The following is a 24,535-nucleotide window of genomic DNA, read 5'->3' on the forward strand; positions in this document are numbered from 1 at the left end:
TGGAGGTCAGATGCGCGTGGACACCATCGTCGCCAACGGGCGGATCGTCAGCCCGAGCGGAGTGGTCGACGCCGCGGTCGCCGTGGCGGACGGCCGTATCGTCGCCATCGCCGACGAGAGCGTGCTCCCGGAGGCCGCCGAGCGGATCGACGCCGCGGGAAGGTTCGTCCTGCCCGGCATCGTCGACCCGCACGTCCACCTGGGCGGCGGCCGGCCGCTGTCGGAGATCTTCGCCTCCGAGACGGCCTGCGCGGCGGTCGGTGGCGTGACGACCGTGCTGCAGTACCGCCGGTCCCCGTCGACCTTCTTCGAGACCTTCCCGGCCGAGCTCGAGACCGCGAAGACCCGGATGCTGGTCGACACCCAGTTCCACTTCATCATCTCCACGATGGAGCAGGTGGAGGAGATCCCCCGTTACGCCGCGGAGTTCGGTGTCACCAGCTTCAAGTTCTACATGGGCGGCTACGAGCCCGGTAACCCCATCGGCCTGGTGTCGGTCAACGACGCCGTGCTCTACGCGGCCATGGAGAAGATCCGCGAGCTCGGCCCCTACGGCTGGTGCATGGTCCACTGCGAGGACGACTCGCTCGTCTGCCACCTCACCGCCAAGGTGAAGGAGAGCGGCGGCGACGACCTCGCGGCCTACAGCGCGTCACGGCCGGACTTCGTCGAGGAGCAGGACCTGCTCCGCGCGATCTGGCTCGCCGACCTGCAGGAGTGCTCGCTCTACGTGCCGCACACCACCGTCGGCATGGCCGTCGACGCGGCCGCCGAATCCCGCCGCAAGGGCCGCACCGTCGTACTGGAGACCTGCCCGCACTACCTGGCCCTCACCGCGGACGACGAGCGGCTCGCCGGCTCCGGCGTCGGCAAGGTCGCCCCCGCCCTGCGCAACGAGGCGCACCAGGCCGAGCTGTGGCGCGGCCTGCGCGAGGGCTGGATCTCGACGATCGGGTCCGACCACGTGCCGATCCCCAAGTCGGGCAAGGGCATCTGGGAGGAGGCGCCCGGCTTCGCCGGTCTCGCGACCATGCTGCCGGTCGTCCTCACCGAGGGCGTGCTCAAGGGCCGGATCGCGATCGAGAAGGTCGCCGAGACGATGGCCTACAACCCCGCCCGCCTCTTCGGCCTCGCGCCGACGAAGGGCTCGATCCAGGTGGGCGCCGACGCCGACCTCGTGATCGTCGACATGGAGACCGAGAAGGTCGTCGGTCCCGACGTCACCCAGAGCGAGTTCGTCAGCGCCTTCGAGGGCGTTCCCCTGCGTGGCTGGCCGACGCTGACGATGCGCCGCGGCGACGTGATCTACCGGGACGGCGAGGTGCTGGCCCAGCCGGGCAGCGGCCAGGTGGTCGTGAAGCCCGAACCCGACAAGGACAAGGAGAGGAACTGGCATGCCGCTTAGCGTGAAGCTCGACCCGCGGGACGTGGGCCTGCTCGTGGTCGACATGCAGAACGGCTTCTGCCACCCCGAGGGGTCGCGAGGCCAGGCGTTCGGCGCCGACGCGGTGAAGAACCCGCAGGACATCATCCCGAACGTCACGAAGACGGTCGACCTGGCGCACCGCCTCGACATCCCGGTGTGGTTCACCCAGCAGGTCCACTACGACGACGACGTGCTGCGCAGCCGCCGCCGGATCCCGTCGCACCTGGAGCGCCGGGGCGTCAAGCTCGAGCTCTGCCGGCGCGGCACCTGGGACGCCGAGCTGCTCGACGAGATGAAGGCCATCAAGGAGGACCGGGACGAGGTCGTCGTCAAGCACCGGTCCAGCGCCTTCTTCCAGACCACGCTCGAGGTCGAGCTCCGGATGAGGGACGTGCAGGTCCTCGTCGTCCTCGGTACGACGACCAGCTTCTGCGTGGACTCGACCATCCGGGACGCCTATGCGCGGGACTTCGACGTCGTCGTCCCCGCCGAGTGCGTGGCCGACTCCGACGACGCAGCGCATGCCGCGACCCTGGCGAGCATCGAGCGCTTCCACGGCGTCGTCACCGACCTTCCTGGGTTGACCGCCGCCCTCGATGGCTGAGCCCCGCACCGGGCTCCGGGTCGACGGTGACGTCGTCCCGGCCGGTGCGCCCGGAGCGACGTTGCTCGACGTCCTCCGGGCCTCCGGGAACTTCGCCGCGAAGGGCGCCTGCCGGCGCGGCGAGTGCGGCGCCTGCACGGTCCTGGTCGGTGACCGGGCTGTGCTGGCCTGCACGACCCTGGCGGCCCTGGTCACCGACGAGGTGACGACGGCCGCCGGGCTGGGCGACGACGCGGCGGACCTCCGCGCGGCGTTCGCCGACCATGCCGCCTTCCAGTGCGGCTTCTGCACGCCCGGCCAGGTCGTCCGCGCCGAGGCCGTCCTCCGCGAGCGGGTGGAGCGCGGCCGCGACGAGATCGTCCGCGCGATGTCGGGCAACGTCTGCCGCTGCACCGGCTACCGCCAGATCGTCGACGCCGTCTGCGCCGTCGCGCAGAGCCGGCAGTGCTTCCGGAAGGTCTCGTCGTGAGCGCCCTCGGGCAGTCCGTGCGCCCCCTGGACTGGGTCGAGAAGACCTCCGGCACCGCGCGGTACGCCGCCGACGAGCCTCCCGAGGGCACGCTCGTCGCCCGGGTCCTCCGCTCCCCCCTGCCGCATGCGGACATCCGCCGGCTCGACGTCTCCGCGGCGCTGCGCGTGCCCGGCGTCCACGCCGTCGTCACCGCCGCCGACTTCCCCGAGGGCCGGCTCTACGAGCACAGCGGCGGCCCCTACTCCGACCGGCCGCCGATGGCCGTCGACCGGGTCCTGTACGTCGGGCACGAGGTCGCCGCCGTCGCCGCCGAGACCGCCGAGGCGGCCGACGAGGCGATCCGCCGGATCGACGTCCGCTACCGCCGGCGCAAGGCCGTGCTGACCGTCCCCGACGCGCTCGCGCCCGGCGCCCCGCGCCTGCACGAGCGTGCCGACGGGGCCAATGTCGCCGTCGCGACCGCCGAGCACTGGGGCGATGTCGACCTCGCCCGGACCAACGCGTCGGTCGCCGCCCGCGGCACCTTCCGCTACCCGCGCGTCAACCACGCGTGCATGGAGCCCAACACCACCATCGCGTGGTGGCATGGCGAGCGGTTGGAGATGTGGACCTCCAGCCAGGCGCCGCACTTCGTCGTCCACGAGCTGACCCACCTGTTCGGCCTCGAGCTCGACCAGGTGGTGTGCCGCGATGTCGCCGTCGGTGGCGGCTTCGGCTCGAAGTCGAAGATCTCCGAGCACGAGGCGCTCGCCGCCGCGCTGTCGATGAAGTGCGGCCGGCCCGTGCTGCTGGAGCTCAGCCGCGCCGAGGAGTTCGCGTTCACCAAGCCGCGGCACGCCTTCGAGACGAGGCTCGAGGCGCACGCCGACGCCGACGGCCGGCTCTGCTTCCTCGACGCGGTCATCGACGTCGACAACGGCGCCTACAACCACTACGGCCCCTCGGTGATGCGCGCCGGGATCAAGCAGCTCGGCTCGATGTACCGCCCCGACGCCGTGCGCTGGGACGCCCGCCTGGTCGACACCAACCTGGTGCCCGGCGGCCAGTTCCGCGGCTACGGTCAGCCGCAGACCGCGATCGCGCTCGAGACGCTCATGGACGAGCTCGCCGAGAAGTGCGGCCAGGACCCCATCGAGTTCCGCATCGACAACTCCGGCCTGCCCGACACCACCCAGCTCTCCGGCTCGCAGGTCGGCTCCAACCGGCTGCGCGAGTGCCTGGCCCAGGTCCGCGACCGGATCGGCTGGGACGCCAAGCGGGGCCCGGACCGCCGGCCGTACCGCGGCGTCGGCGTCTCGTCGGGCATGCACGCCAGCGGCTCCTACGCCTATCCGGGCGGCAACACGAGCGCCGCCGGTGTCGAGGTCCGTACGACGGGCGACGTCGTGGTCCGCTTCGGCGGCGCCGATGCCGGCACCGGCCAGCGCACGATCCTCGGCCAGATCGCGGCCGAGGTGCTCGGCGTACCGATGGACCGGATCAGCGTGATCATGGCCGACTGGGACGAGACGCCGCCCGACATGGGCGCGTGGTCCTCGCGCGGCACGCACATGGGCGGGCACGCGGTGCGCCAGACGGCCGAGGCGATGGCGGCGCGACTGTGCGAGCTCGGGGCCGAGAAGCTCGGCACGTCCGAGGTCGCGCTGGCCGACGGACGGGTGTCGTCGGCGGCCGACAGTGTCGCGATCGCCGACCTGGTGGACCTCGCCGACGAGTCCGCCGACGGCTCGCTGCGCATCGACACCGAGTACGTCGAGCCGAAGATGCAGCCCTACTGGACCGGGATCGAGCGGCCCAACATCTCGGCCACCTACGCCTATGCGGCGCACGCGATCGAGGTCGAGGTCGACCCGGGCACCGGCGTGATCCGGGTGCTCGACTATGCGGCGGTCCACGACATCGGCAGGGCGATCAACCCGGCGCTGGTCGAGGGCCAGATCATCGGCGGCGCGGTGCAGGGCCTCGGCGCGGCGCTGGGGGAGAGGCTCCACTACGAGGGCGGCCGCCTGGTCAACGCCGGCTACGTCCACTACCCGCTGCCGCGCGCCACCACGGTGCCGTCCATCGACGTCGCGCTCATCGAGGGCCCCGAGCCCGCGGGCCCGTTCAACGCCAAGAGCGTCGGCGAGATCGCGCTCATCCCGGCCGCACCCGCTCTGCTCAACGCCGTGTACGACGCCACCGGCATCCGCTTCCGTGAGCTGCCGCTGACCCCCGACGTCGTCCTCGCTGCCCTGCAGGAGCGCGACGGCGTCCCTCCGCGCAAGCACCACCTGGCCCGGCGCCCGGGACGGTGGCAGATCGGGCTCTTCCGCGCGCTCTACCCCTACGGCATCCACCTGCTGCTCGACCGCTGGGGGACGCGCTTCGCGCGCCGTCGTACGCCGCGGGCGGTGGAGCGGGTGGCCCTCCCGGAGACGGTCGCGGAGGCCGTGGCCGAGCTCTCCTCGCCCGACGCGACGGTGATCGGCGGCGGCACCGACGTCCTGGTGCAGCGCGACCAGGAGCTGCTCTTCCCGACCGTGCTGGTCGGCACCAACAAGATCGCCGCCCTGCGCGGCATCGACGAGGAGGCCGGTGGGGACTGGCGGATCGGCGCCGCCGTGACGCTCGCCGAGCTCGCCACCTGGGCGGCCGAGCGGGTGCCCGTGGTGGCCGACGCCGTCGCAACCATCGCGTCCGCGCAGATCCGCGAGGTGGCGACGGTCGCCGGCAACCTCGGCCAGGAGAAGCGCTGCTGGTTCTTCCGCAACGGCTTCGACTGCTACAAGCGTGGCGGCGTCAGCTGCCCCTGCTACGCCGTCGAGGGCGACCACCGGCTGCACCACGCCGCGATCGGCGGCCACCGCTGCCAGGCGGTCACGCCCTCGGACCTCGCCACCGTCTTCGACGCGCTCGGCGCCGAGGTCGTGCTGACCGGACCCGGCGGCAGCAGGCGCGTCTCGATCGCCGGTCTCTACGCCGGTCCCGGCGAGCTCGACCTGCGTCCCGGTGAGCTGGTCGAGGCGATCGTGCTGCCGGCGGCAGCGCTGCGCAGCCGCGGGACCTTCGTCAAGCTGCAGCAGTGGGACGGCGACTTCGCGCTGGTCTCGCTCGCCGCGTGCGCGAGCGTCGACACCGACGGTCGCTGGACTGCCGCGCGCTACGTCTTCGGCGGGCTCGCGCCCAAGCCCTGGCAGCCGCCGCGGCTCACGCGCGCGCTGGCCGGCACCGTCCCCACGCCCGATGCGGTGGCCGACGTCCTCGACCAGGACCTCTCCTGGGAGGCCCACCCACTGCCGGGGAACCGATGGAAGCTCGACGCCGCCATCGGCCTGGCCCGCCAAGCGACCGAGCAGCTGCTGCTCGGCAGAACCCGAGATGAGGAGTGACGATGACTGACGTCGAGACCGCGACCACGCGGAGTGCGGCGATCGTCGACCGGCTGAAGGCCGGCGGCGTCGGCCTCGCGGCCTACCTGCCGGACAGCTGGCTCAGCCCGCTGATCGGCGAGGTCGTCGCCGACCCGAGCATCCTCGACGTCCGGGTGACGCGCGAGGACGACGCCGTGGCGATCGCCGGCGGCGCGGCCCTGATGGGCCTGCGCTCGGCCGTGCTGTGCCAGAACGCGGGCGTCCTGCTCTCGGCCAACGTGCTGGCCGCGTTCGCGCACCACCACGAGCTGCCGCTGGTCGTCGTGGCCGCGGCCCGCGGTGGTGCCGAGGACGGCTTCTACTACCAGATGTACAAGGGCCAGGTGACCGCCGGCGTGGCCGCCGCGGCCGGCCTGACCGTGCACCACGTCGACGGTCCCGCCGACGACTGGCTGTTCGAGAAGGCGAGCGAGCAGGCATGGCTGCTGCGGCGCCCCGTCCTGCTGCTCTGCTCCCGTCGCGCGCTCGTGGGGGAGACGGCGTGAACCACCCCACGAGGCTCCACGTCTCCCCCGCTTCGCTCCGCCGCCGCACACCTTCGCGGGGACCCCGATGAGGCGCGCCGACGTCGCGGGCGCGATCGCCGCGGCCGCGCCGGGGCATGTCGTCATCGCGAGCCTCGGCACCGCGGGCCGCGCCTGGCGCGACCACGGCGGGCCCAACCCCACGTTCTACGCGTCCGACCCGATGGGCGCGGCGCCCGGCCTCGCGCTCGGTGCCGCCCTGGCCCGCCCGGACCTGGACTTCCTGCTCCTCGAGGGCGACGGCGACCTGGTGATGAACCTCGGCTCGCTGCTCGCCATGGCCGACGCGGCGCCCGCCAACCTGCGGGTCGTCGTCTTCAACAACGGCCGCTACGAGACGGGCGGAGGCCAGCCGCTCGCGGCCGGCGCGCTCGCCGACCTGGCCGCGATCGCGCGGGGGGCCGGCTGGCCGTTCGCGCGCACCGTCGTACGCGACACATCCGTCGACCAGCTCCCGGAGCTGCTCGGCGAGCTGCTCGGGGCAGCACCCGGACCGGCGATGCTCGTCGTCGAGGTCGACCCGGAGCCCTCGCCGTACGGCGGGCCGGGCGAGCTCTCGGGCGCGGAGGCGCAGCGGGAGTTCCGGACGGCACTGGCGAACTGGGAACGATCGAAGGGTGACGAAGGATGACGACACGGCTGCTGCGCAACGCCCGGCTGCTGGACCTCGAGCACGGCGGTGAGCTCGGCGACGTGGTGGTCGTGGACGGCGTGATCGCCGACCTCGGCCCCGGCGCCGCGGACCGCTGGCTCGCCCGGGCCGGATCGGCCGCTGCCGCGGTCGAGTCGACCGATCTCGGCGGCGACCTGCTCATCCCGGGGCTGGTCAACGCGCACACGCACTCCAACCAGACCATCGAGAAGGGCCTGTGCGACGCGCTCCCGCTCGACGCGTGGATGGTCGTCGCCAGCTACGGCGGCGCCGGTGCCCGGCTCTCGCCGCGCGACCTCTACGTCTCGGCGATGGTCGGCGCGATCGAGATGGTCCGCAGCGGCGCGACCTCCGTGCTCGACTGCGCCCGCTCGGACAACGAGTGGGTCGACGACGGCATGGACGCCATCATGCAGGCGTATGCCGACCTCGGCTTCCGCGCCAACGTGGCGATCCAGTACTCCGACCTCGACTTCTTCTCGTCGATCCCGGTCGACCTCGTGCCCGGCGGCGCGGATCTGCGCAAGCCTCCCGTGGCGGACCCGGAGGTCGTCCTCGCGGCGGCCAACCGGTTCGTCGACCGCTGGCAGGGGAGGTCGCCGCTGCTGCAGCCGCTGCTCGGCCCCTCGTCCCTGCCGCGCTGCTCGACCGAGCTGTTCGAGGCCAGTGTCGAGACGGCGCGGACCCGCGGCGTACGGATGCAGACGCACCTGCTCTCGGCGCAGTCGCAGATCCGGATGGCCCAGCAGCGTTACGGCGTCTCGACGGTGGAGTTCCTCGCCAAGCTGGATGCCCTGCAGGAGTGGTCCTCCTTCGCGCACGCGATCTGGCTGAGCCCGGAGGAGATCGAGCTCTTCGCGCAGACCGATGCGGTCGCCGTCCACAACCCGGCGAGCAACCTCAAGCTCGGCGCGGGCGTCGCGCCCGTCCCGGCGCTGCTCAAGGCGGGTGCGAAGGTCGCGATCGGCTCCGACGGCGCGAGCAGCAACGACACCCAGAACATGTTCGAGACGCTCAAGCTCTCGACGATCCTGCACCGCGTGCAGGGTCCGCCGGAGACCTGGCCGACGGCCAACGACGGCCTCGGGATGTGCTGGACCAACGGCGCCGCCGCCCTCGGCGCGGACGTCGGCCGGCTCGTGGTCGGCGCCCAGGCCGACCTGACGGTCATCGACACCGACTACGTGTGGCCGGCGCCGGCCGAGCAGCTGCGTCACCAGCTGGCCTACGCCGAGCTCGGGTCGGCCGTGCGCAGCGTCTACGTCGCGGGCGAGCCGGTGCTCGTCGACCGCGGCTTCCCCGGCATCGACGAGGCCGCGATCCGCGCCGAGGCCCGCGAGATCGCGACCCGGATCTGGACCACGCTCCCGGACCGGCTTGCCCGGTTCGAGGAGGTGCGCCCGGTCCTGGAGCAGGTCGAGGCCGCCGTCGGCGGGGCCGCGGGCGCCTGCCACTGACCCCCGCGTCACGCGTTGTAGCACGTCGTCCGCGTTGCTGGGACGGCGTGCTACTGCCGTTGTGGGCACGTGGACGGTGCGTGCTACTTCGGTGCTGCCGGGCGGCCACCGGCCCGATCCGGGCCCGAGATGCATATTGCTATGCGAGATATCGACTCGCATATTGACACGCGCGATGACAGGCCCTACGTTCGTCGAGACGTGACCCGGGTCACGTCGCCCGAGAGATCGCCGTCCTCGCCAGGGGGTCCGATGCAGACCGAGCAAGCAACCGTCCGCGGTGCGGGCCGGGCCGGCCCCGTCGTGCTGGGCGTGGCCGGGGTGGTGAGTCTGCTGCTGCTCTGGCAGCTGCTCGGCGCCCTCGACGTCGTCCCGCGCTCGTCGCTGCCGGGACCGTGGTCGGTGCTGGGAGCGCTGCCCACCATCCTCAGCGACCAGGACTTCCTCGCCGGAGCGCTCGACAGTGCCGCGGCCACCGGGCTCACGGTGCTCGTCGGCTCGCTCGTCGCGGTGGCCGTGGGTCTGGTCGCGAGCAGCTTCGCCTTCCTGCAGCGCCCGACCATGGTCGTGGTCAACACCTTCCGCTCGGTGCCGGCGACAGCGCTGATCCCGATCGGCGTGCTGATCTTCGGCCTGGGCATGCAGATGAAGGTCTCCATCGCCCTCTACGCCGTCGTGTGGCCGATCCTGATCAACACCATCTACGGCGTCGCCACCACCGAGCCGATGCGGCGCGACGTCGCCCGCTCGCTGCGGTGGGGCTGGTGGCGCCAGCAGGCACTGGTCACCCTGCCGAGCGCGCTGCCCTCGATCCTCACCGGCGTCCGGGTCGCCGTCGGCATCGCGCTCGTCGTCGTGATCTCGACCGAGCTGCTCGGCGCGCGGTACGGCGTCGGCACGGTCCTCGTCCAGTACACGCAGGCGTCGCGGCCCGAGGTCGTCTACGCCGGTGTCCTCCTGCTGGGCACGGCCGGCGCGTTGCTCTTCTCCGCCCTGGTCCGGGCCGAGCGTCGGCTCGTGAGGTGGGTGCACCATGACTAGTCCGACGACCCCGCCGCTGACCCCGCCGCTGACCCCGCCGCTGACCCCGCCGTTGACGAGGACGAGGCCGGGCCGCGCGACGACCGCGCTCCGTCGTACCGCCGCGGGGGTGGGGAACCTCTGGCTCCTGGCGCTCGTGCTGGTGCTCTGGGAGGTCTACGGCCGGGTCAGCGAGTCGCTGTTCGTGCCGCCCATCTCGCGGATCCTCGAGAACTTCGGTGACGTGTGGCTGGGTGGACCGGCCTCGCAGCTCTTCCTCTCCGACCTGTTCTGGAGCGAGGTGACGACCAGCCTGTCCCGCTTCGCCCGCGGTTGGGGGCTGGCGGTCGTGGTCGGGATCGCCTGCGGCGTGGTGCTCGGGCGGAGCCCGGTGATCGCCCAGATGTACGGCCCGGTCGTCCGCTTCTTCGCCGCGATCCCCAACACGGTGCTGCTGCCGATCGCGGTGCAGATCTTCGGCGTCGCCAGCAACATGAACGTCTTCCTGATCTTCCTGGGCAGCGTCTGGGTCGTCATGATCAACACCGCGGACGGTGTCGCCGGCGTCGACCCGATGTGGCTGCGCAGCGCCCGCAGCCTCCGGGTCCCGCGCTGGGTGCTCTATGCCCGGGTGATCGTCCCGGCCGCGGCGCCGCAGATCCTCGCCGGGCTGCGCGTCAGCCTCGGGATCGGGCTGATCCTGATGGTGATCTCCGAGCTGTATGCCACCACCGAGGGCCTCGGCTTCCAGATCGTCGTGGCCCAGTCGAGCTTCCGGTACCTCGACATGTGGTCCGCCTTCGTCCTGATCGGCCTGATCGGGATCGTCCTCAACCTGGCCTTCGGCAGGATCGAGACCCGGCTGCTGCGCTGGCAGCGTCGTACCGGTCTCGACGCACTGTGACCCACCGGCACCCACAGGGAGTGAACCGATGAATGTCGTCGTCGACCGAGTCCGCAAGTCCTACGGCCGGGGGGCCGAGGCCCGGGAGGTGCTGACCGAGACCTCGTTGACCGTCCGGTCCCAGGAGTTCGTCAGCATCGTCGGGCCCTCGGGCTGCGGCAAGTCGACGCTGCTCATGATGATGGCCGGCCTGCTCAAGCCGAGCAGTGGCGAGATCCGGCTCGGCGACGAGCCCGTCACCGGTCCGCCGGCGGGGCTCTCCGTCGTCTTCCAGGACTACAGCCGCTCGCTGTTCCCGTGGATGAGCGTGCGCCGCAATCTCACCACCGCGCTGACCGCGTCCAGGCTCGGCAAGGAGGAGCAGCGGTCCCGGGTCGAGCACGCGCTCGAGTCCGTCGGCCTGGCCGGCAAGGGGGAGATGTATCCCTGGCAGATGTCCGGCGGCATGCAGCAGCGGGTCGCCATCGCACGGGCACTCGTCACGGAGCCCACCGTCATGCTCATGGACGAGCCGTTCGCGGCCGTCGACGCCCAGACCCGCGCCGATCTCGAGGACCTCGTCCTCCGGGTCCGCCACGAGTACGACGTGACCGTGGCCTTCGTGACCCACGACATCGACGAGTCCGTCTACATGGCCGACCGGATCGTCGTCCTGGCAGCGAACCCGGGGCGGATCGCCGCCGACCTCACCGTCGACCTGCCCCGCCCGCGGGACCAGGTCGAGACCAAGCTCGACGCCCGTTTCGCCAAGCTCCGCAGCGAGGTCTTCCGTCTGGTGATGCGGCCCGACACCCCTGCCTCGGCCTGAGCCCGTGCGTCGTCCTCCCAGCTCGCCCGCGGCGCCGTCGTGGGGCGATGTCCCCTCCCACCAACGAAAGGGCGCGCCATGAGTGCTCGTCATGCATCCCCCCTGCGCCGACGGCTCGCGGTCGTCGGTCTCCTCGGCCTCGGCGTCAGCACGACGCTGGCCGCGTGCGGCTCGTCGTCCGACGACAAGGCCGGTGCCGACGGTGGCACCCTGCGGGTCACCACGCTGGGCCTGTGCAACGAGGTCGTCTACTGGGCCCAGGAGAAGGGCCTCTTCGCCGACCACGGTGTGGAGGTCGAGCTGGTCAAGTCCACCGGCGGCGCAGCCGCGCTGACCGCGCTGCAGAGCGGCGACATCGACCTCGCCTTCGCCAACCCCTTCTCCACGATGCTCGCCATCGACCAGGGCCTGGACCTGAAGTGGATCGCGACCGCCTACGAGACCACCACGGTCGAGGCTGACGCCGCCAACGCCATGGTCGTCGCCAAGGACGCCGGGATCAGTGACGCCGCCGGCCTGAACGGCAAGACGATCGGCGTCAACGAGGTCGGCGGCATCAACCAGATCGCCTCGAGCCAGTGGATGAAGCTCGAGGGTGGCGACCCGAGCTCGGTGAAGTTCGTCGCCCTGCCGTTCAACGAGCTCGCCTCCGCGGTCGCCTCGGGCAAGGTCGCGGCCGCGCAGGTGCCGGCCCAGAACGTGGACCCGGAGCTCGGGCTGGTCAGCCTCGGCGACCCCTATGTCGTCGCGGGCGAGGGCAGCAGCCTGGTCTTCGCCGGCTACGTCGCCACCGGCAAGGAGGCGAAGGCCAAGGAGAAGGACCTCAAGGCCTTCCAGGATGCGCTGATCGAGACGAACGAGGCGTTCAACGACCCGGCCAACGACGACGAGCGCTTCAAGCTGGCGTCCGCCCAGTGCAAGCAGGATCCCGCGGTGCTGAAGACGCTGCCGGAGAACATCTACGAGGCCCGGGTCGACACCGGTGCGCTCGAGCGGATGGGCGAGATCCTCGTCGGCCAGGACCGGCTCGACGATCCGCCGTCCCCGGACGACTTCGTGCCGTCGTACGTGACGACGAAGTAGCGCCCGGCCCCGTTCCTCCTCGCGCGTCCCGGCGTGTGAGCGGGAGTGGACGGTTCCTGTGGATGACGCGCAGGCTAGACGCCCGCTTCCGCTCATACTCGTCCCGGCGGCGGTCACGAGCGACACACGCGATCGTGCGCCAGGACGGGAGGTCGTGGGCGTGGGGCGGACGGCATTCGTCGATGAGTCCAAGCGCAGGGCCTATCTGCTGTGCGCGGTGGTGGTCGACCAATCCCGTCTTGGGGAGGTTCGCCACGAGCTGGCCCGGGCCCGGGGTTCGTACGGCATGATTCACATGAAGAGCCGCAATGACGCGGAGCGCCTGGCCTACGCCCGGATGCTCGCGGGGCTCGAGGTCACGGGGATGCTGTTCGCGACCCGGGTCAAGCGCGCCCGTGCCGCTCGAGACCTGCTGTTCGAGGAGATGGTGCCGCGTCTCATCGCCCTGGGTGTCACCGAGCTCGTCATCGAGTCGTGCCAGGAGGACGCCGAGGATCGGCGGCTGCTACGCCGGTTGCTGGGGCCGGCGCCGGAGCTGACGTACCGGCACGGCAGCAAGTCGGACCTGCTGCTGTCGCTGCCCGACATCCTGGCGTGGGCGCACGGCCGCGGTGGGCGCTTCCGAGACGCGGTCAAGCCGGTGACGACCGATCACGGCAGGTTCGGCGGCCCCTGAAAGCAGTCAGCCCCGGGAGGCTCCCGAGGCTGATGTTGGGCCAGCAAGGCTAGAAACCGACTGAGGAGACTGCCCCTTCCGGGGTGCTGACGTCTCGGAGACCTCCTACGCTCACCACTTCCGACGGCTAGTGTCGTCGGCCCTGCCAATGTAGTCCTGGTCCGGTCGTGGTCACAAGCGGATCTGCGGAGCTGTGGATGGCTGTCGGAGTCAGCCCAGCAGCTTGATGGCGACCGCCTTCTCGCGGGTGAACTCGTAGAGGCCGCGATAGCCGTTGCCCGACGAGAACCCGCTCTGCTTGGCCATGTTGAACGGCATGCCGATCACGCCGGCGTCGGAGAACTGGTTCACCGAGATCTGGCCGGCGTCGACCTCCGACGACATGCGCAGGGCGCGCGAGACGTCATTGGTCCAGATGCACGCCAGCAGGCCGAAGTCGGTGCCGTTGGCCAGGGCGACGGCGTCGGCGTCGTCGGTGAAGGTCTCGACGGTCAGCACCGGACCGAAGATCTCCTGCCCGACGATCGGGGCGTTGCGGTCGGTCACCTCCAGCACGGTGGGCGCGAGGAAGTTCCCGGCGTCGCGACCGTCGGGCCGGGTGCCGCCGAGGAGCAGCTCGACGCCGTCGCCGAGGGCGCCCTGGACCAGGCTGCTGACCCGGGCGTGCTGGGCCTGGTTCACGAGGGGACCCATGTCGAGGTCGTCGTCCCAGCTGCCGATCCGGATCTCGCCCATCGCGGAGAGCACCCGGGCGCGGACCTCGTCGGCGATCCCCGCATGGACGAGGAGGCGGGAGCCGGCGTTGCAGTTCTGGCCGGCGTTCTCCGTGATCGAGCGGACGATCGCGGGGACGGCGACGTCCAGGTCGGCGTCGGCGAAGACGAGGTTGGGCGACTTGCCGCCGAGCTCGACCTTGATCGGGATCAGGTTCTGGGCGGCGGCCTGCATGACCAGCCGGCCGGTCGCGACCGAGCCCACGAAGCTGATGTGGTCGATCCCGGGATGGCTGACCAGGGTGGCGCCGAGCTCGACGCCGACGCCGGTGAGGACGTTGAGGACGCCTGCGGGCAGCCCGGCCTCCGCGGCCAGCTCGACGAGCGCGTGGATCACCAGCGGGGCTACCTCCGACGGCTTCAGGACGACGGTGTTGCCGGCGGCGAGCGCGGGGGCGAGGTTGGCGGCGCAGAGGACCGCCGGGACGTTCCAGGGCAGCACGATCGCGCACACGCCGTGCGGCTCGCGGCGGGTGAAGCCGAAGTAGTCCGGGGAGCGGGTCGGCAGCGTCGCGCCGGTCAGCTTGTCGGCACCGCCCGCGGTGAACTGCAGGATCGAGCCCGCGATCTGGACGTTCAGGAGCCCGCCGGACAGCGGCTTACCGACGTTGCGCGCCTCCAGGGCGGCGAGCCGGTGCTGGTGCTGGAAGACCAGGCCCGCCCAGCGGCCGAGGATCGCGCCGCGCTCGGAGGGCGACCTCCGGGACCAGTCGCGCGCGGCCGCGCGGGCCGCGGCCACCGCGCGGTCGACGTCGCCCACCTCGCTCGCCGAGATCTCGCCGAAGGTCTCGCCCGTCGCCGGGTCGACGGAGGGGAACGCGGAGCTTCGTTCGAGCCAGCTCCCGCCGATGAACGTACCGAGGTGATCGCCGCTCGGAGCGGTCGTTGCGGGGGTCTTCGTGTCCGTGGTCACAGATAGATCGTCCGGCTCGCCGATAACAATAGTCAAGATGATGTGTTGCATTGCGAGACGGGCTGGTGCATGCTGGCGCAGTTCCCGGGCTCGGCCGGCAGGCACTCGGACCAGGTCGGAACGACCCGCAAGTCACGCACTACTCGGATGGATCGAGGGCGGAGAAACATGCGAATCCAGAAGTTCTCAGCAGCCTGCGTTGCTGTGGCCATGCTCGCGCTGGCCGGCTGCGGCTCCAGCGACGAGCCGAAGAAGGAGAAGGGCTTCGACGGCCCCGACCCGTTCGCGGTCGCGCGCGGAGCCGCCATCGGCGAGCCCGGTACGGCGACCGCGCCCCAGTGGGCGGGCGAGGGCAGCGTCCCGAAGGGACAGCCGGACCAGAACGGGGATGGCAAGGTCTCCATCGGCGTCATCACCTCGGGTGACACCAACGACGGCACGTACTACCAGAGCACGGCGGACGCGGTGGCCTATGCCGCGGACAAGAACGACTGGGAGTACACCGTCCAGGGCCTGGTCCCGCTGACCCAGGCGGTCACCGCGGCGGAGAACCTGTGCCGCCAGCGGGTCGACCTGATCGTGATCAGCGACGCCCAGCTCGCGCAGGCCGTCACCGCGGCGTCCAACCCGCTGTGCAAGGACACCTTCTTCTACCTGCAGGGCGGCTACGGATCGCCGGAGCAGGACGAGACCTTCACGCAGTCCTACGACGTCGGCCTCGACTACGCGTACGTCGCGGGCATCGCCATGGGCGCCTACATGAAGGCCAACGACATCAAGAAGACCGGCTTCCTGTCCGGCATCGCCGCCCCCTTCAACACCACGATCGGCAAGGTGTTCACGGAGGGCGTGAAGGCCCAGGTGCCCGACGCCGAGGTCGTGGAGACCTACACGGGCGACCAGATCGACGTCGGCAAGGCCGTCGAGGGCTTCAACGCCCAGGCATCGCAGGGCATCGGTGCGGTCTACCCGTACTTCGGCGCTCCGACGATCGCGGTCGCCAAGAAGGCGAAGGAGGCCGGCATCCCGGTGCTCGGCTCGCCGAAGACCTTCTGCGACTCCGGCGACGCCGACTTCATCGGCGAGGTCATCTTCGCCCCCGGCTACTACCTGGCCCCGATGCTCGACCTCTTCGCCGAGGGCAAGCTCGAGCTGGGCGTGACCCGCAACTGGCGTCTCGGCGTCGACCCGGTCCCCGCAGTCCACGCGTGCGACACCGCGGGCGACGGCAAGGACGCCATGAGCCAGGCGATCGAGCAGGCCCAGGCGGACATCAACGCCGGCAAGATCGACCTGTTCGGCATGGCCGGCGCGTCCTGATCCGACGATGACTGCAGCTTCCCGACCGGAGGTGGAGACGGTGATGCCGGCGCTCCGCATGGCCGGCATCACCAAGCACTTCAACGGGGTCCCGGCCTGCTTCGACGTCGACTTCGAGGTCGCGCCGGGGGAGATCCACGGCCTGCTGGGGCAGAACGGCGCCGGCAAGTCCACCCTGATGAACATCCTCCTCGGGCTGGTCCGCCCGGATCGCGGAGAGGTGACCCTGGCCGGTGAGCCGGCGGTCATCCGCGACCCGAACGCGGCCCGCGCCCTCGGCGTACGGATGGTGCACCAGCACTACAGCCTCATCCCGACGCTCTCGGTCTGGGAGAACGTGGTCCTCAGCGGCGAGGGCCGCGTCGACAGGGATCGAACGATCGGGCAGATCGAGGAGGTCAGCGAGCGCTTCGGCCTCGAGGTCTCCCCACGGGCGATGGTCGGCGACCTCAGTGTCGGCGAGCAGCAGCGCGTCGAGCTGGTCACCTGCCTGATCGACCGGCCCCGGCTGCTCGTCCTCGACGAGCCGACGGCGGTCCTCACCCGGCAGGAGTCGAGGTCGCTGTTCACCATGCTGCGCCGGCTGGTCGACCAGGACGGCTGCTCGGTCGTCCTGATCAGCCACAACCTGGCCGAGATCACCGCGGTGGCCCATCGCGCCACGGTGATGCGGGGCGGTCGCGTCGTCTCCCGGGTGATCCCCGCGGAGACGCCGGTGACCGAGCTCGCCCGCCACATGATCGGGCGCGACCTGCCCGGTACGCCGGACGTGGCCGCCGCGATCGGCGCCGACCCGGTGCCGATCGCGGGCGAGCCGGCGGCGATGACAGAGCCCGAGCCGGCGGACACCGAGCCGGTCCTCCGCATCGTCGGCGCCACGGCGACCCACGACGGGACCCGCGCGCTCGACGCCCTCGACCTCGAGATCCGAGCCGGCGAGATCGTCGGCGTCGCCGGCGTCGAGGGCAACGGTCAGCAGTGGCTGTCCGCTCTGCTCGCCGGCTCGCTCCCGCTCCAGGACGGCGAGGTCCGCGTGCACGGCCGGCGGGTCCCGGTCGGCAGGCCGGGCTCGACCCGCAAGGCCGGCGTGGGCGTCGTACCGGAGGACCGGAAGACGTCCGGCTGCATCCTCGACATGTCGGTCGCGGACAACCTCGCGCTGGCCGGCCTGAAGTCGCTCGCGCGCGCGGGTGTCGTCTCCCGGCGCAAGCTGCACAGCCTGGCCGAGCGTCTGGTCGAGGAGTTCGACATCGCGGTCGCCTCGGTCGACCAGCCGATGCGCTCGCTCTCGGGCGGCAACCAGCAGAAGGTGGTGCTCGCCCGGGAGATGTCCGCCGGACCGGCCGTCCTCGTGCTCGCCCAGCCCACCCGGGGCCTGGACGTCGGCGCGGTCGCCGACCTGCACGAGCGGATGCGCCAGGCGGCCGCGGCCGGCGTCGCCGTGCTGCTCATCTCGTCCGACCTGAACGAGATCATGCAGCTCTCCGACCGCATCGCCGTGATCTACCGGGGCCGGATCCAGGGGGAGCTGGCCCGTGCCGAGGCCGACCCCGAGAAGCTCGGTCTGTTGATGGGAGGAGTCAGCGCATGAACACCCCAGGTCCTTCTTCTCCGCAACGCATCACCCCACAAGCCTCCGCCCTCCCCCGCTCCGCTTCTCCGGAGCAGAGCCTCGCGGGGACCCCAAGCGGCTCCTCCGAACAAGCACCCGGGGACCCCGTTCTGAGCACCGACGTCTCGGCGTCGCCGGTTCAGGACGCGACCCCACCCCCGCCACGCGGTGGCGCCCGCCGCGGACCGGAGGCCGCGATGGCCGGCCTGCTCGCGTCCCTGCGCGGCAGCACGCGGCCCGCGACCGAGCAGGTGCTCGCCTTCCTGGCGTTCCTCTCGCTGGGCATCGGGGTCGGACTGCTGCTCGGCTGGGCGACCGGTCACGACCCCGGCGTCATCCTCGGCGACCTGTTCGAGGGCAGCATCGGCAGCAGCATCTCCATCGGCTACATGCTCACCGCGGCCGCCCCGCTGCTGTTGGTCGCGGTCGGCGCGGTGATCTGCATGCGCGCCGGGCAGTTCAACATCGGCCAGGAGGGTCAGGTCACCCTGGGCGCGATCGGCGCCGGCTTCGTCATCTTCCACGTCGACGCGTCCGGCCCGGTCACCATCGTGCTGGCCTTCGCCGCCGCCGCGCTGGCCGGCGCCGCCTGGGCCTTCCTCGCGGCGCTGCTGAAGTTCGGCCGCGGCGTCGACATCGTGGTCAGCTCGCTGCTCCTGGTGTTCCTCGCCGAGCAGCTCCTCACCGCGCTGATCAGCGGCGACGGCCCGCTGCACGACGACGGCGACGGCGTCCTCGGCGGCGGTACGGCGTCCCAGTCGCCGCGCGTCCCCGAGAAGTCCATGCTCCCCACGATCCACGTCCTCGGCGTCGACGTACCGCTGGCGTTCGTGCTGGCGCTCGTGGCCGCCGTGCTGGTGGCCTGGTTCCTCTCGTCCGCGCACGCCGGCTACCGGCTGCGGATCCTCGGCCAGAACCCGGCCGTCGCCGGCACCATCGGCATCAGTGCTCCCCGGCTGGGCTCGCTGGCCGTTGCCGCCTCGGGCGCCTTCGCCGGTGCCGCCGGAGGGGCGATCCTGATGGGCCAGAGCTTCCAGCTCAATCCCGGCGTCTCCAGCTCGATCGGGTGGAGCGGCCTGCTCATCGCGCTCGCCGCGCGGACCAACGCCAGTGTGAGCGTGCTGCTGGCCCTGGTGTTCGGCGCGATGGTCGCCGGTGGCGGACTGCTCGGCGGCGACGGCATCCCCGTCGACATCGTCAACGTCATCACCGCCGCGATCGTGGTCGCCCTGCTGTGTCCCCCCGTCCTGCTCGCGGCGCTGCGCCGTCGCCGGATCCGCCGTTCCGTGGAGGCCTGAGATGAACCTGACGACGGACCTCCAGACGATCCTGACCGCGTCGGTGCCGCTGATGGTGCCGCTGCTCTTCGCGGGCCTGGGGGAGTACGTCGCCCAGCGGGCCGGCACCTTCAACCTCTCCGTCGAGGGGATGATGCTCGGCTCGGCATTCGCCGCGGCGTACGGCGCCTCCGCCTCGGGATCGCCGATCGTGGGACTGCTCTGCGGCATGCTCGCCGGTCTGGCCGTGGCCTTCGTGCACGGCAACCTGAGCCACCGGCTGCAGCTGAACACCTACGTGGTGGGCCTCTCGCTCAACGTGCTCGTGCTCGGCGTGACCAACTACCTGCTGTCGACGACGGTGCTCGACATCCCCGGCGGCTCGGCGTGGCGGATCCCGCTGCTGTCCGAGCTGCCGATCATCGGCAAGGCGTTCTTCGTGCAGCCCTGGGTGGTCTACCTGCTGCTGCCGCTGCTGTTCGTCATCTGGTGGGTACGCCGTCGCCGCATCGGCCTCGAGCTCCGCGCCGCCGGTGACGACCCGGTGGCCGGCGACCTGACCGGCATCGACGTCAACGCCCGCCGTCGCCAGGCCCTGCTCTTCTGCGGCCTGTGCTCCGGCATCGGCGGCGCGTACCTGTCGGTCTTCCAGTCCGGCTCGTTCACCTCCGGCATGACCGCGGGCCGCGGCTACATCGTGATCGCCGCCGTCATCTTCGGCGGCTGGATGCTGCGCGGCGTGATCGGCGCCTGTGCCGTCTTCGGCATCGCCCAGGGCCTCCAGCTGGCCCTGCCCGCTATCGGGTACTCCGTGTCACCCCAGCTGCTCGCGGCGACGCCGTACCTGCTGGCGCTGGTCTCGCTCGCCCTCCTCGGCGCCCGGTCCAGGCGACCACTGGCGCTGGGGCAGCCGTTCGCGCCAGCACGGTAGACGCAAGCGCGACGAGGGGCCGCGCCTTCCCGCAGGACGGGGAGGCGTGGCCCCTTGCTGTGCCGGTTCCCGCGTGCCCCGGGGAAAACGCACCGTGCCCGGACCGCGACTGCGGTCCGGGCACGGCCGGTGGTGGGTGTGCCTCAGTCGAAGAGGACGACCCCACGCAGGTTGCGTCCCGCGTGCATGTCCTCGTAGCCCTGCCCGATCTCGTCGAGCGCGTACGTGCGGGTGACGATCTCGTCGAGCTTGAGCACGCCGGCGCGGTAGAGGTCGAGCAGCGCCGGGATGTCGGCGGTCGGGTTGCACTGGCCGAACAGCGAGCCCTGGATGCGCTTCTGGTAGAGCGTGAGCTCGGTGAGGCTGATCGGCGCGCCGATGTCGGCGTTGTTGCCGAGGCCGGTGACGACGGCGGTGCCGCCCTTGCGGATGGCCGAGAAGGCCTCGCCGACGTGCTCGCCCTTGACGACGCCGACGGTGACGATGACCGAGTCGGCCCCCTGGCCGTTGCTGTGCTGGCGGGCGATCTCGGCGGCCTCGGCCATCGTGGCGTACGCGTGCGTGGCACCGAAGCGCTTGGCCTCGTCGCGCTTGAACTCGACGGGGTCGACCGCGATGACCGTGGTCGCCCCGGCGTGGACCGCGCCCTGGACGGCGTTGATCCCGATGCCGCCGATGCCCATCACGATCACGATGTGGCCGGGCCGGACGGCACCCGAGTTGACGGCCGCGCCCCAGCCGGTCGCGACGCCGCAGCCCACGAGGCATGCCTTGTCGAGGGGCAGGTCGTCGCCGATCTTGACGACGGAGCGGGCGTCGACGGTCGTGGTCTCGACGAAGGCGGAGACACCGCACATCTGGCCGACCGGGGCGCCGCCGTCGGCGAGGTGGATGCGGGGCACCTCGGGTGCCATCCACACCTTGCCGCCCTCGTCGCAGAGGTTCTGCATCCCGCTCGCGCACCAGCGGCAGCGGCCGCAGGCGGGCAGGAAGGAGAAGATGACGTGGTCGCCCTCGGCGAGGTCGCTCACGCCGCGACCGACCTTGGTCACGACGCCGGCGCCCTCATGGCCGAGGGCGAAGGGATAGATCGCGACGGGGGAGTCGCCGACGGCGATGTGGTCGTCGGAGTGGCACAGGCCGGCGGCGGCCAGGCGGACCTGGACCTCGCCCTCGGCGGGGTCGGAGACCTCCAGGTCGACCACCTCGTAGGGGCCGGGAGCCGTCCGGACGATCGCGCCTCTGGTTCGCATGAGCAGATCCTTCTCGTGTCCTCGCAGGTGCTGTCAACCAGACGGTAAGGGACGTGACCTGATTGCGCAATGCGAGACGTTGACTCGCCTTGCGAGACGGTTTACCCTCGCTTGAGAGTTCGCTCACAGAGGTACGGCCGATGAGGACGGGGTATGTCAACCTACGAGAAATTCGACCACCACTCGCCCGAATGCCGCGATGACATCGTTGGCTACTACGCGGCGTTCCGAGACAAGTGTCCGGTGGGCAGGTCGGATGCGCATGAGAACGGCTACGTCTATCTGACGCGTTACGCCGACGTCTTCCACGTCGCCCGCAACGACGCGCTGTTCTCCTCCACGCGCGCGGCGGGCAACCTCGAGGGAACGGCCATCGTGATCCCGAGCGGTCCGTTCGGCGGCAACATGCAGCAGCCGCTCGAGCTGGACCCGCCGGACAACGTGGAGTACCGCCGGCTCCTCGACCTGATCCTGTCGCCGGCCGCCGTCGACGGGCTGCGCCCGATGATCGCGCGGCACGCCTCCCGGATCGTCGACGAGTTCATCGAGTCCGGCAGCGTCGACCTGGTCGAGGTGCTGACCAACCCGCTGCCCAGCGCGGTGACCCTCGACTGGATCGGCTTCCCCGAGGAGGACTGGATGCGGATCGGTCGCCCGATCCACGACGTCTTCACCTCCGAGCCGGGCAGCGAGCGTGCGCAGCGTGCCTACGAGGGCATGGCCTACATGGAGAAGCGCCTGGCCGAGCTCATCGCCGAGCGCCGGGCAGCCCCGCAGGACGACGTCATCAGCCTCCTCCTCAAGGAGCGCAAGGCCGACGGCTCGGAGTTCACCGACGCCGAGCTGTTCTCCGTGATCGGCATCGCCATCACCGGCGGTGTCGACACCACGACCTCGCTGACCGGCTCCGTCCTCGTCCACCTCGACGAGCACCCCGAGCTGCGCCAGCAGCTGATCGACGCGCCGGACCTGCTCATCGACGGCACGGACGAGTTCCTGCGCCGCTACGGCTCGGTGACCGCCATGTCGCGGACCACGACCACGGACACCGAGATCGGCGGTTGCCCGGTCAAGGCGGGTGAGCGGGTGCTCGTGCCCTGGTTCGCTGCCAACCACGACCCCGAGGTGTTCAGCGAGCCGCAGGAGGTCCGCCTCGACCGTGACGCCAGCCGGCACCTGACCTTCGGCATCGGCACCCACCGCTGCCCCGGTGCGCACCTGGCGCGCGCCATGTTCCAGGAGATGATCCACCAGGTCCTCACCCGGCTGCCCGACTACCGGGTCGACCGCGACAACGTCGTCGGCTACGCCTCGCGCGGCAACCACATGGGCTGGGACGTCATCCCCGCGACCTTCACGCCGGGCCCGCGGGTCGGTGACCAGATCGACCAGTTCCACGGGGCGAGCCACGGCAACGAGACCTACGAGGTCGTGCTCGATGCCGCCGACCTGGTCGCCGAGGACGTCCTCGCCGTCACCGTCCGGGCGACCGACGGCGGCGCTCTGCCGCGGTGGCAGCCGGGTGCCCACCTCGAGGTGCGCCTGCCCTCCGGCCGGCTGCGGCAGTACTCGCTGTGCGGCGCGCTCGACGATCGCTCGTCGTACCGGGTCGCCGTCCTGCGCGAGCGCGACGGCCGCGGCGGCTCCGAGGAGCTGCACGACATCGCGGTCGCGGGCCGGGAGCTGACCGTCCGCGGTCCGCGCAACCACTTCCCGCTCGTCGACGCCGACGGCCACCTGCTCATCGCCGGCGGCATCGGGGTCACGCCGATCCTGGCGATGGCCCGTTCGCTCGCCGCGCGCGGCCGACCCGCCCGCGTCGTGTACGGCGGCCGCTCGCGCGCCACGATGGCGTTCGCCGACGAGCTGGGCGCCCTGCCCGGCATCGACGTCGACCTGGTGCCCCAGGACGAGCACGGCTTCCCCGACCTCCAGGGCGCGATCGCGGCCACCCCGCCCGGCACCGCCGTCTACTGCTGCGGCCCCGGCGCGATGATCGCGGAGGTCCAGCGGATCTGCGACGAGCTCGGCCGCCGTGCCGACCTCCATGTCGAGCGGTTCGCCGCCAGTGACGAGATGGAGGCGCGGCTGACCTCGACCGAGGGCAACACGCCGTTCCGGGCCGAGCTCCGGCGCTCGGGAGTCACCGTCGACGTACCTGTCGACAAGCGGCTGATCGAGGTCATCCGGGAGGCGGTCCCCGGCATCGCCTACGACTGCGAGAAGGGCTTCTGCGGCTCCTGTGAGACGCGGGTGCTCGAAGGCACGCCCGACCATCGCGACGAGGTGCTCAGCGAGACCGAGCAGGCGACCGGGCGCTCCATGATGATCTGCGTCAGCCGGTCCTGCACGCCGAAGCTGGTCCTCGACCTGTAGGCGAGCGACAGGCGTGATCTGACCCACGCGACACCCGGCACCGGATACCCGGTGCCGGGTGTTCGTGCTGCCCGAAAACCCTGTCCCCAGGCGGGTTCTGGGCCTTGAGAGGCTTCTGGTGCTACGCCCCTGCCGTCTCGCATGCGTATCGCTTGACATGATGCCATCTCGCAATAAAAGATGACCGTCATGCATGCGGTGACTACCGAACACGGGATCGGCCGAGTCGACGGCGACGAGATCGCCCTCCTCGCGACCCCGTTCCCCGATCTCGGCGCGGTCGTCGAGGCGACCGGCTCGCTCGCTGGTCTCCACGACTGCGCCGTCACCGGTCGCGTCCCGATCCACGGCACCCGGCTGCTCGCGCCGCTGGGCCGGCCGCGGGCGATGTGGGGCGTCGGCCTCAACTACCGCTCCAAGGCCGCGAAGGCGGGGCGGGACCTGCCGACCGAGCCGATCCTCTACCTGGCGGCGTCCTCGGCGATGCTCTCGCCGGACGCGGAGGTCGCGTTCCCGGCGGACGCCACCGAGCAGCTCGACTACGAGGGCGAGATCGCCGTCGTCATCGGCAGCCGGCTCCACCGCGCCGCCCCGGGCGAGGTGTGGCCCGCCGTCGCCGGCATCACCGCCGCCAACGACATGACCGCTCGCGACGTGATGCGCCGGACGGCGACGCCGACCCTCGCCAAGAGCTTCCCCGGGTGCAACCCGCTGGGCAGCTCGGTCTGCTCCGTCGACGAGCTGGCGGACGCCGAGGCGATCCCCGTGCGGACGTGGGTCAACGGCGACCTGCGCCAGGAGGACACCAGCGCGGGGATGATCTTCGCGATCCCCGACCTGGTCTCCCGGATCTCCTGGTACGCCGCGCTCGAGCCGGGCGACGTCGTCCTGACGGGCACGCCGGCCGGGACCGGCCAGGACCTCGACCTCTTCCTCGCACCGGGTGACCGCATCCGGATCGAGGTCGGCCCGGTGCTGCCGCTCGTCACCACCGTGGGCGCGTCGACCGGCTGAGCCGAATCGCCCAACCCTCGGGGGATC

The 24,535-nt window shown here is 71.5% G+C and carries 20 protein-coding genes; 18 read left to right on the top strand and 2 right to left on the bottom strand.

All coding sequences use genetic code 11. From position 1 onward, the window contains the following. Nucleotides 1–10: 10 nt before the first annotated feature. From KVF89_RS18930 to KVF89_RS18985, 12 genes are all read left to right on the top strand, one after another. Entirely contained in the window at nt 11–1,405 is a 1,395-nt protein-coding gene (locus KVF89_RS18930) for a dihydroorotase (RefSeq protein ID WP_257427697.1), read from the top strand. Further along, entirely contained in the window at nt 1,395–2,030 is a 636-nt protein-coding gene (locus KVF89_RS18935; protein ID WP_257427698.1) for a cysteine hydrolase family protein, read from the top strand. Before KVF89_RS18930 ends, KVF89_RS18935 begins: the two co-directional genes overlap by 11 nt. Continuing rightward, complete coding sequence (locus KVF89_RS18940) at nt 2,023–2,499, top strand: (2Fe-2S)-binding protein (protein ID WP_257427699.1); 477 nt, start codon at nt 2,023–2,025, stop codon at nt 2,497–2,499. Before KVF89_RS18935 ends, KVF89_RS18940 begins: the two co-directional genes overlap by 8 nt. After that, complete coding sequence (locus tag KVF89_RS18945; RefSeq protein WP_257427700.1) at nt 2,496–5,873, top strand: molybdopterin cofactor-binding domain-containing protein; 3,378 nt, start codon at nt 2,496–2,498, stop codon at nt 5,871–5,873. The genes KVF89_RS18940 and KVF89_RS18945 overlap by 4 nt, the downstream gene beginning before the upstream one ends. 2 nt (nt 5,874–5,875) lie before the next feature. Next, the gene (locus KVF89_RS18950) at nt 5,876–6,400 is read left to right on the top strand and encodes a thiamine pyrophosphate-binding protein (protein ID WP_257427702.1); all 525 of its coding nucleotides are present in this window, start codon (nt 5,876–5,878) and stop codon (nt 6,398–6,400) included. A gap of 67 nt (nt 6,401–6,467) precedes the next feature. Continuing rightward, nucleotides 6,468–7,070, top strand: a complete 603-nt coding sequence (locus KVF89_RS18955) for a thiamine pyrophosphate-dependent enzyme (protein WP_257427704.1) — start codon at nt 6,468–6,470, stop codon at nt 7,068–7,070. Then, nucleotides 7,067–8,548, top strand: a complete 1,482-nt coding sequence (locus KVF89_RS18960) for an amidohydrolase family protein (protein WP_257427706.1) — start codon at nt 7,067–7,069, stop codon at nt 8,546–8,548. The genes KVF89_RS18955 and KVF89_RS18960 overlap by 4 nt, the downstream gene beginning before the upstream one ends. Nucleotides 8,549–8,800: 252 nt before the next feature. Then, on the top strand, nt 8,801–9,589 hold the full coding sequence (locus KVF89_RS18965) for an ABC transporter permease (protein WP_257427707.1): 789 nt from the start codon (nt 8,801–8,803) through the stop codon (nt 9,587–9,589). Continuing rightward, nucleotides 9,582–10,472 carry an ABC transporter permease gene (locus tag KVF89_RS18970; protein ID WP_257427708.1) on the top strand — a complete coding sequence of 297 codons (891 nt, stop codon included), beginning with the start codon at nt 9,582–9,584 and terminating at the stop codon, nt 10,470–10,472. The genes KVF89_RS18965 and KVF89_RS18970 overlap by 8 nt, the downstream gene beginning before the upstream one ends. A 28-nt stretch (nt 10,473–10,500) precedes the next feature. Beyond that, the gene (locus KVF89_RS18975) at nt 10,501–11,280 is read left to right on the top strand and encodes an ABC transporter ATP-binding protein (RefSeq protein ID WP_257427709.1); all 780 of its coding nucleotides are present in this window, start codon (nt 10,501–10,503) and stop codon (nt 11,278–11,280) included. Nucleotides 11,281–11,358: 78 nt separating this feature from the next. Beyond that, complete coding sequence (locus KVF89_RS18980; protein WP_257427710.1) at nt 11,359–12,363, top strand: ABC transporter substrate-binding protein; 1,005 nt, start codon at nt 11,359–11,361, stop codon at nt 12,361–12,363. A 295-nt stretch (nt 12,364–12,658) separates the two neighbouring features. Further along, on the top strand, nt 12,659–13,039 hold the full coding sequence (locus tag KVF89_RS18985; protein ID WP_257427712.1) for a hypothetical protein: 381 nt from the start codon (nt 12,659–12,661) through the stop codon (nt 13,037–13,039). A 210-nt stretch (nt 13,040–13,249) separates the two neighbouring features. Here KVF89_RS18985 and KVF89_RS18990 read toward each other — a convergent pair whose 3' ends face one another. Further along, nucleotides 13,250–14,725 (bottom strand): aldehyde dehydrogenase family protein, encoded by a 1,476-nt coding sequence (locus KVF89_RS18990; RefSeq protein ID WP_257427714.1) that lies wholly within the window; start codon nt 14,723–14,725, stop codon nt 13,250–13,252. Between the two features lie 168 nt (nt 14,726–14,893). Here KVF89_RS18990 and KVF89_RS18995 point away from each other — a divergent pair, with 168 nt between their 5' ends. The 4 genes from KVF89_RS18995 (at nt 14,894) to KVF89_RS19010 (ending at nt 19,865) form a co-directional block, all read left to right on the top strand. Next, nucleotides 14,894–16,045 carry a BMP family ABC transporter substrate-binding protein gene (locus KVF89_RS18995; RefSeq protein WP_257427716.1) on the top strand — a complete coding sequence of 384 codons (1,152 nt, stop codon included), beginning with the start codon at nt 14,894–14,896 and terminating at the stop codon, nt 16,043–16,045. Between the two features lie 7 nt (nt 16,046–16,052). Continuing rightward, nucleotides 16,053–17,636 (top strand): ABC transporter ATP-binding protein, encoded by a 1,584-nt coding sequence (locus KVF89_RS19000; protein ID WP_257427720.1) that lies wholly within the window; start codon nt 16,053–16,055, stop codon nt 17,634–17,636. 218 nt (nt 17,637–17,854) lie between these two features. Beyond that, nucleotides 17,855–18,955, top strand: a complete 1,101-nt coding sequence (locus KVF89_RS19005) for an ABC transporter permease subunit (RefSeq protein WP_257427721.1) — start codon at nt 17,855–17,857, stop codon at nt 18,953–18,955. 1 nt (nt 18,956) lies between these two features. Beyond that, complete coding sequence (locus KVF89_RS19010; RefSeq protein WP_257427723.1) at nt 18,957–19,865, top strand: ABC transporter permease; 909 nt, start codon at nt 18,957–18,959, stop codon at nt 19,863–19,865. Nucleotides 19,866–20,008: 143 nt separating this feature from the next. On the opposite strand, the gene KVF89_RS19015 is transcribed toward KVF89_RS19010, so the two are convergent. Beyond that, complete coding sequence (locus tag KVF89_RS19015; protein WP_257427726.1) at nt 20,009–21,118, bottom strand: NDMA-dependent alcohol dehydrogenase; 1,110 nt, start codon at nt 21,116–21,118, stop codon at nt 20,009–20,011. Nucleotides 21,119–21,361: 243 nt separating this feature from the next. Between KVF89_RS19015 and KVF89_RS19020 the strand changes: the two genes are divergently transcribed. Continuing rightward, complete coding sequence (locus tag KVF89_RS19020; protein ID WP_257427727.1) at nt 21,362–23,494, top strand: cytochrome P450/oxidoreductase; 2,133 nt, start codon at nt 21,362–21,364, stop codon at nt 23,492–23,494. 189 nt (nt 23,495–23,683) lie between these two features. Further along, a complete protein-coding gene (locus tag KVF89_RS19025; protein ID WP_257427728.1) occupies nt 23,684–24,508 on the top strand; it encodes a fumarylacetoacetate hydrolase family protein in 825 nt (274 codons plus the stop codon). Nucleotides 24,509–24,535 lie beyond the last annotated feature (27 nt).

The organism is Nocardioides carbamazepini (genome assembly GCF_024614185.1).
Lineage (GTDB): Bacteria > Actinomycetota > Actinomycetes > Propionibacteriales > Nocardioidaceae > Nocardioides > Nocardioides carbamazepini.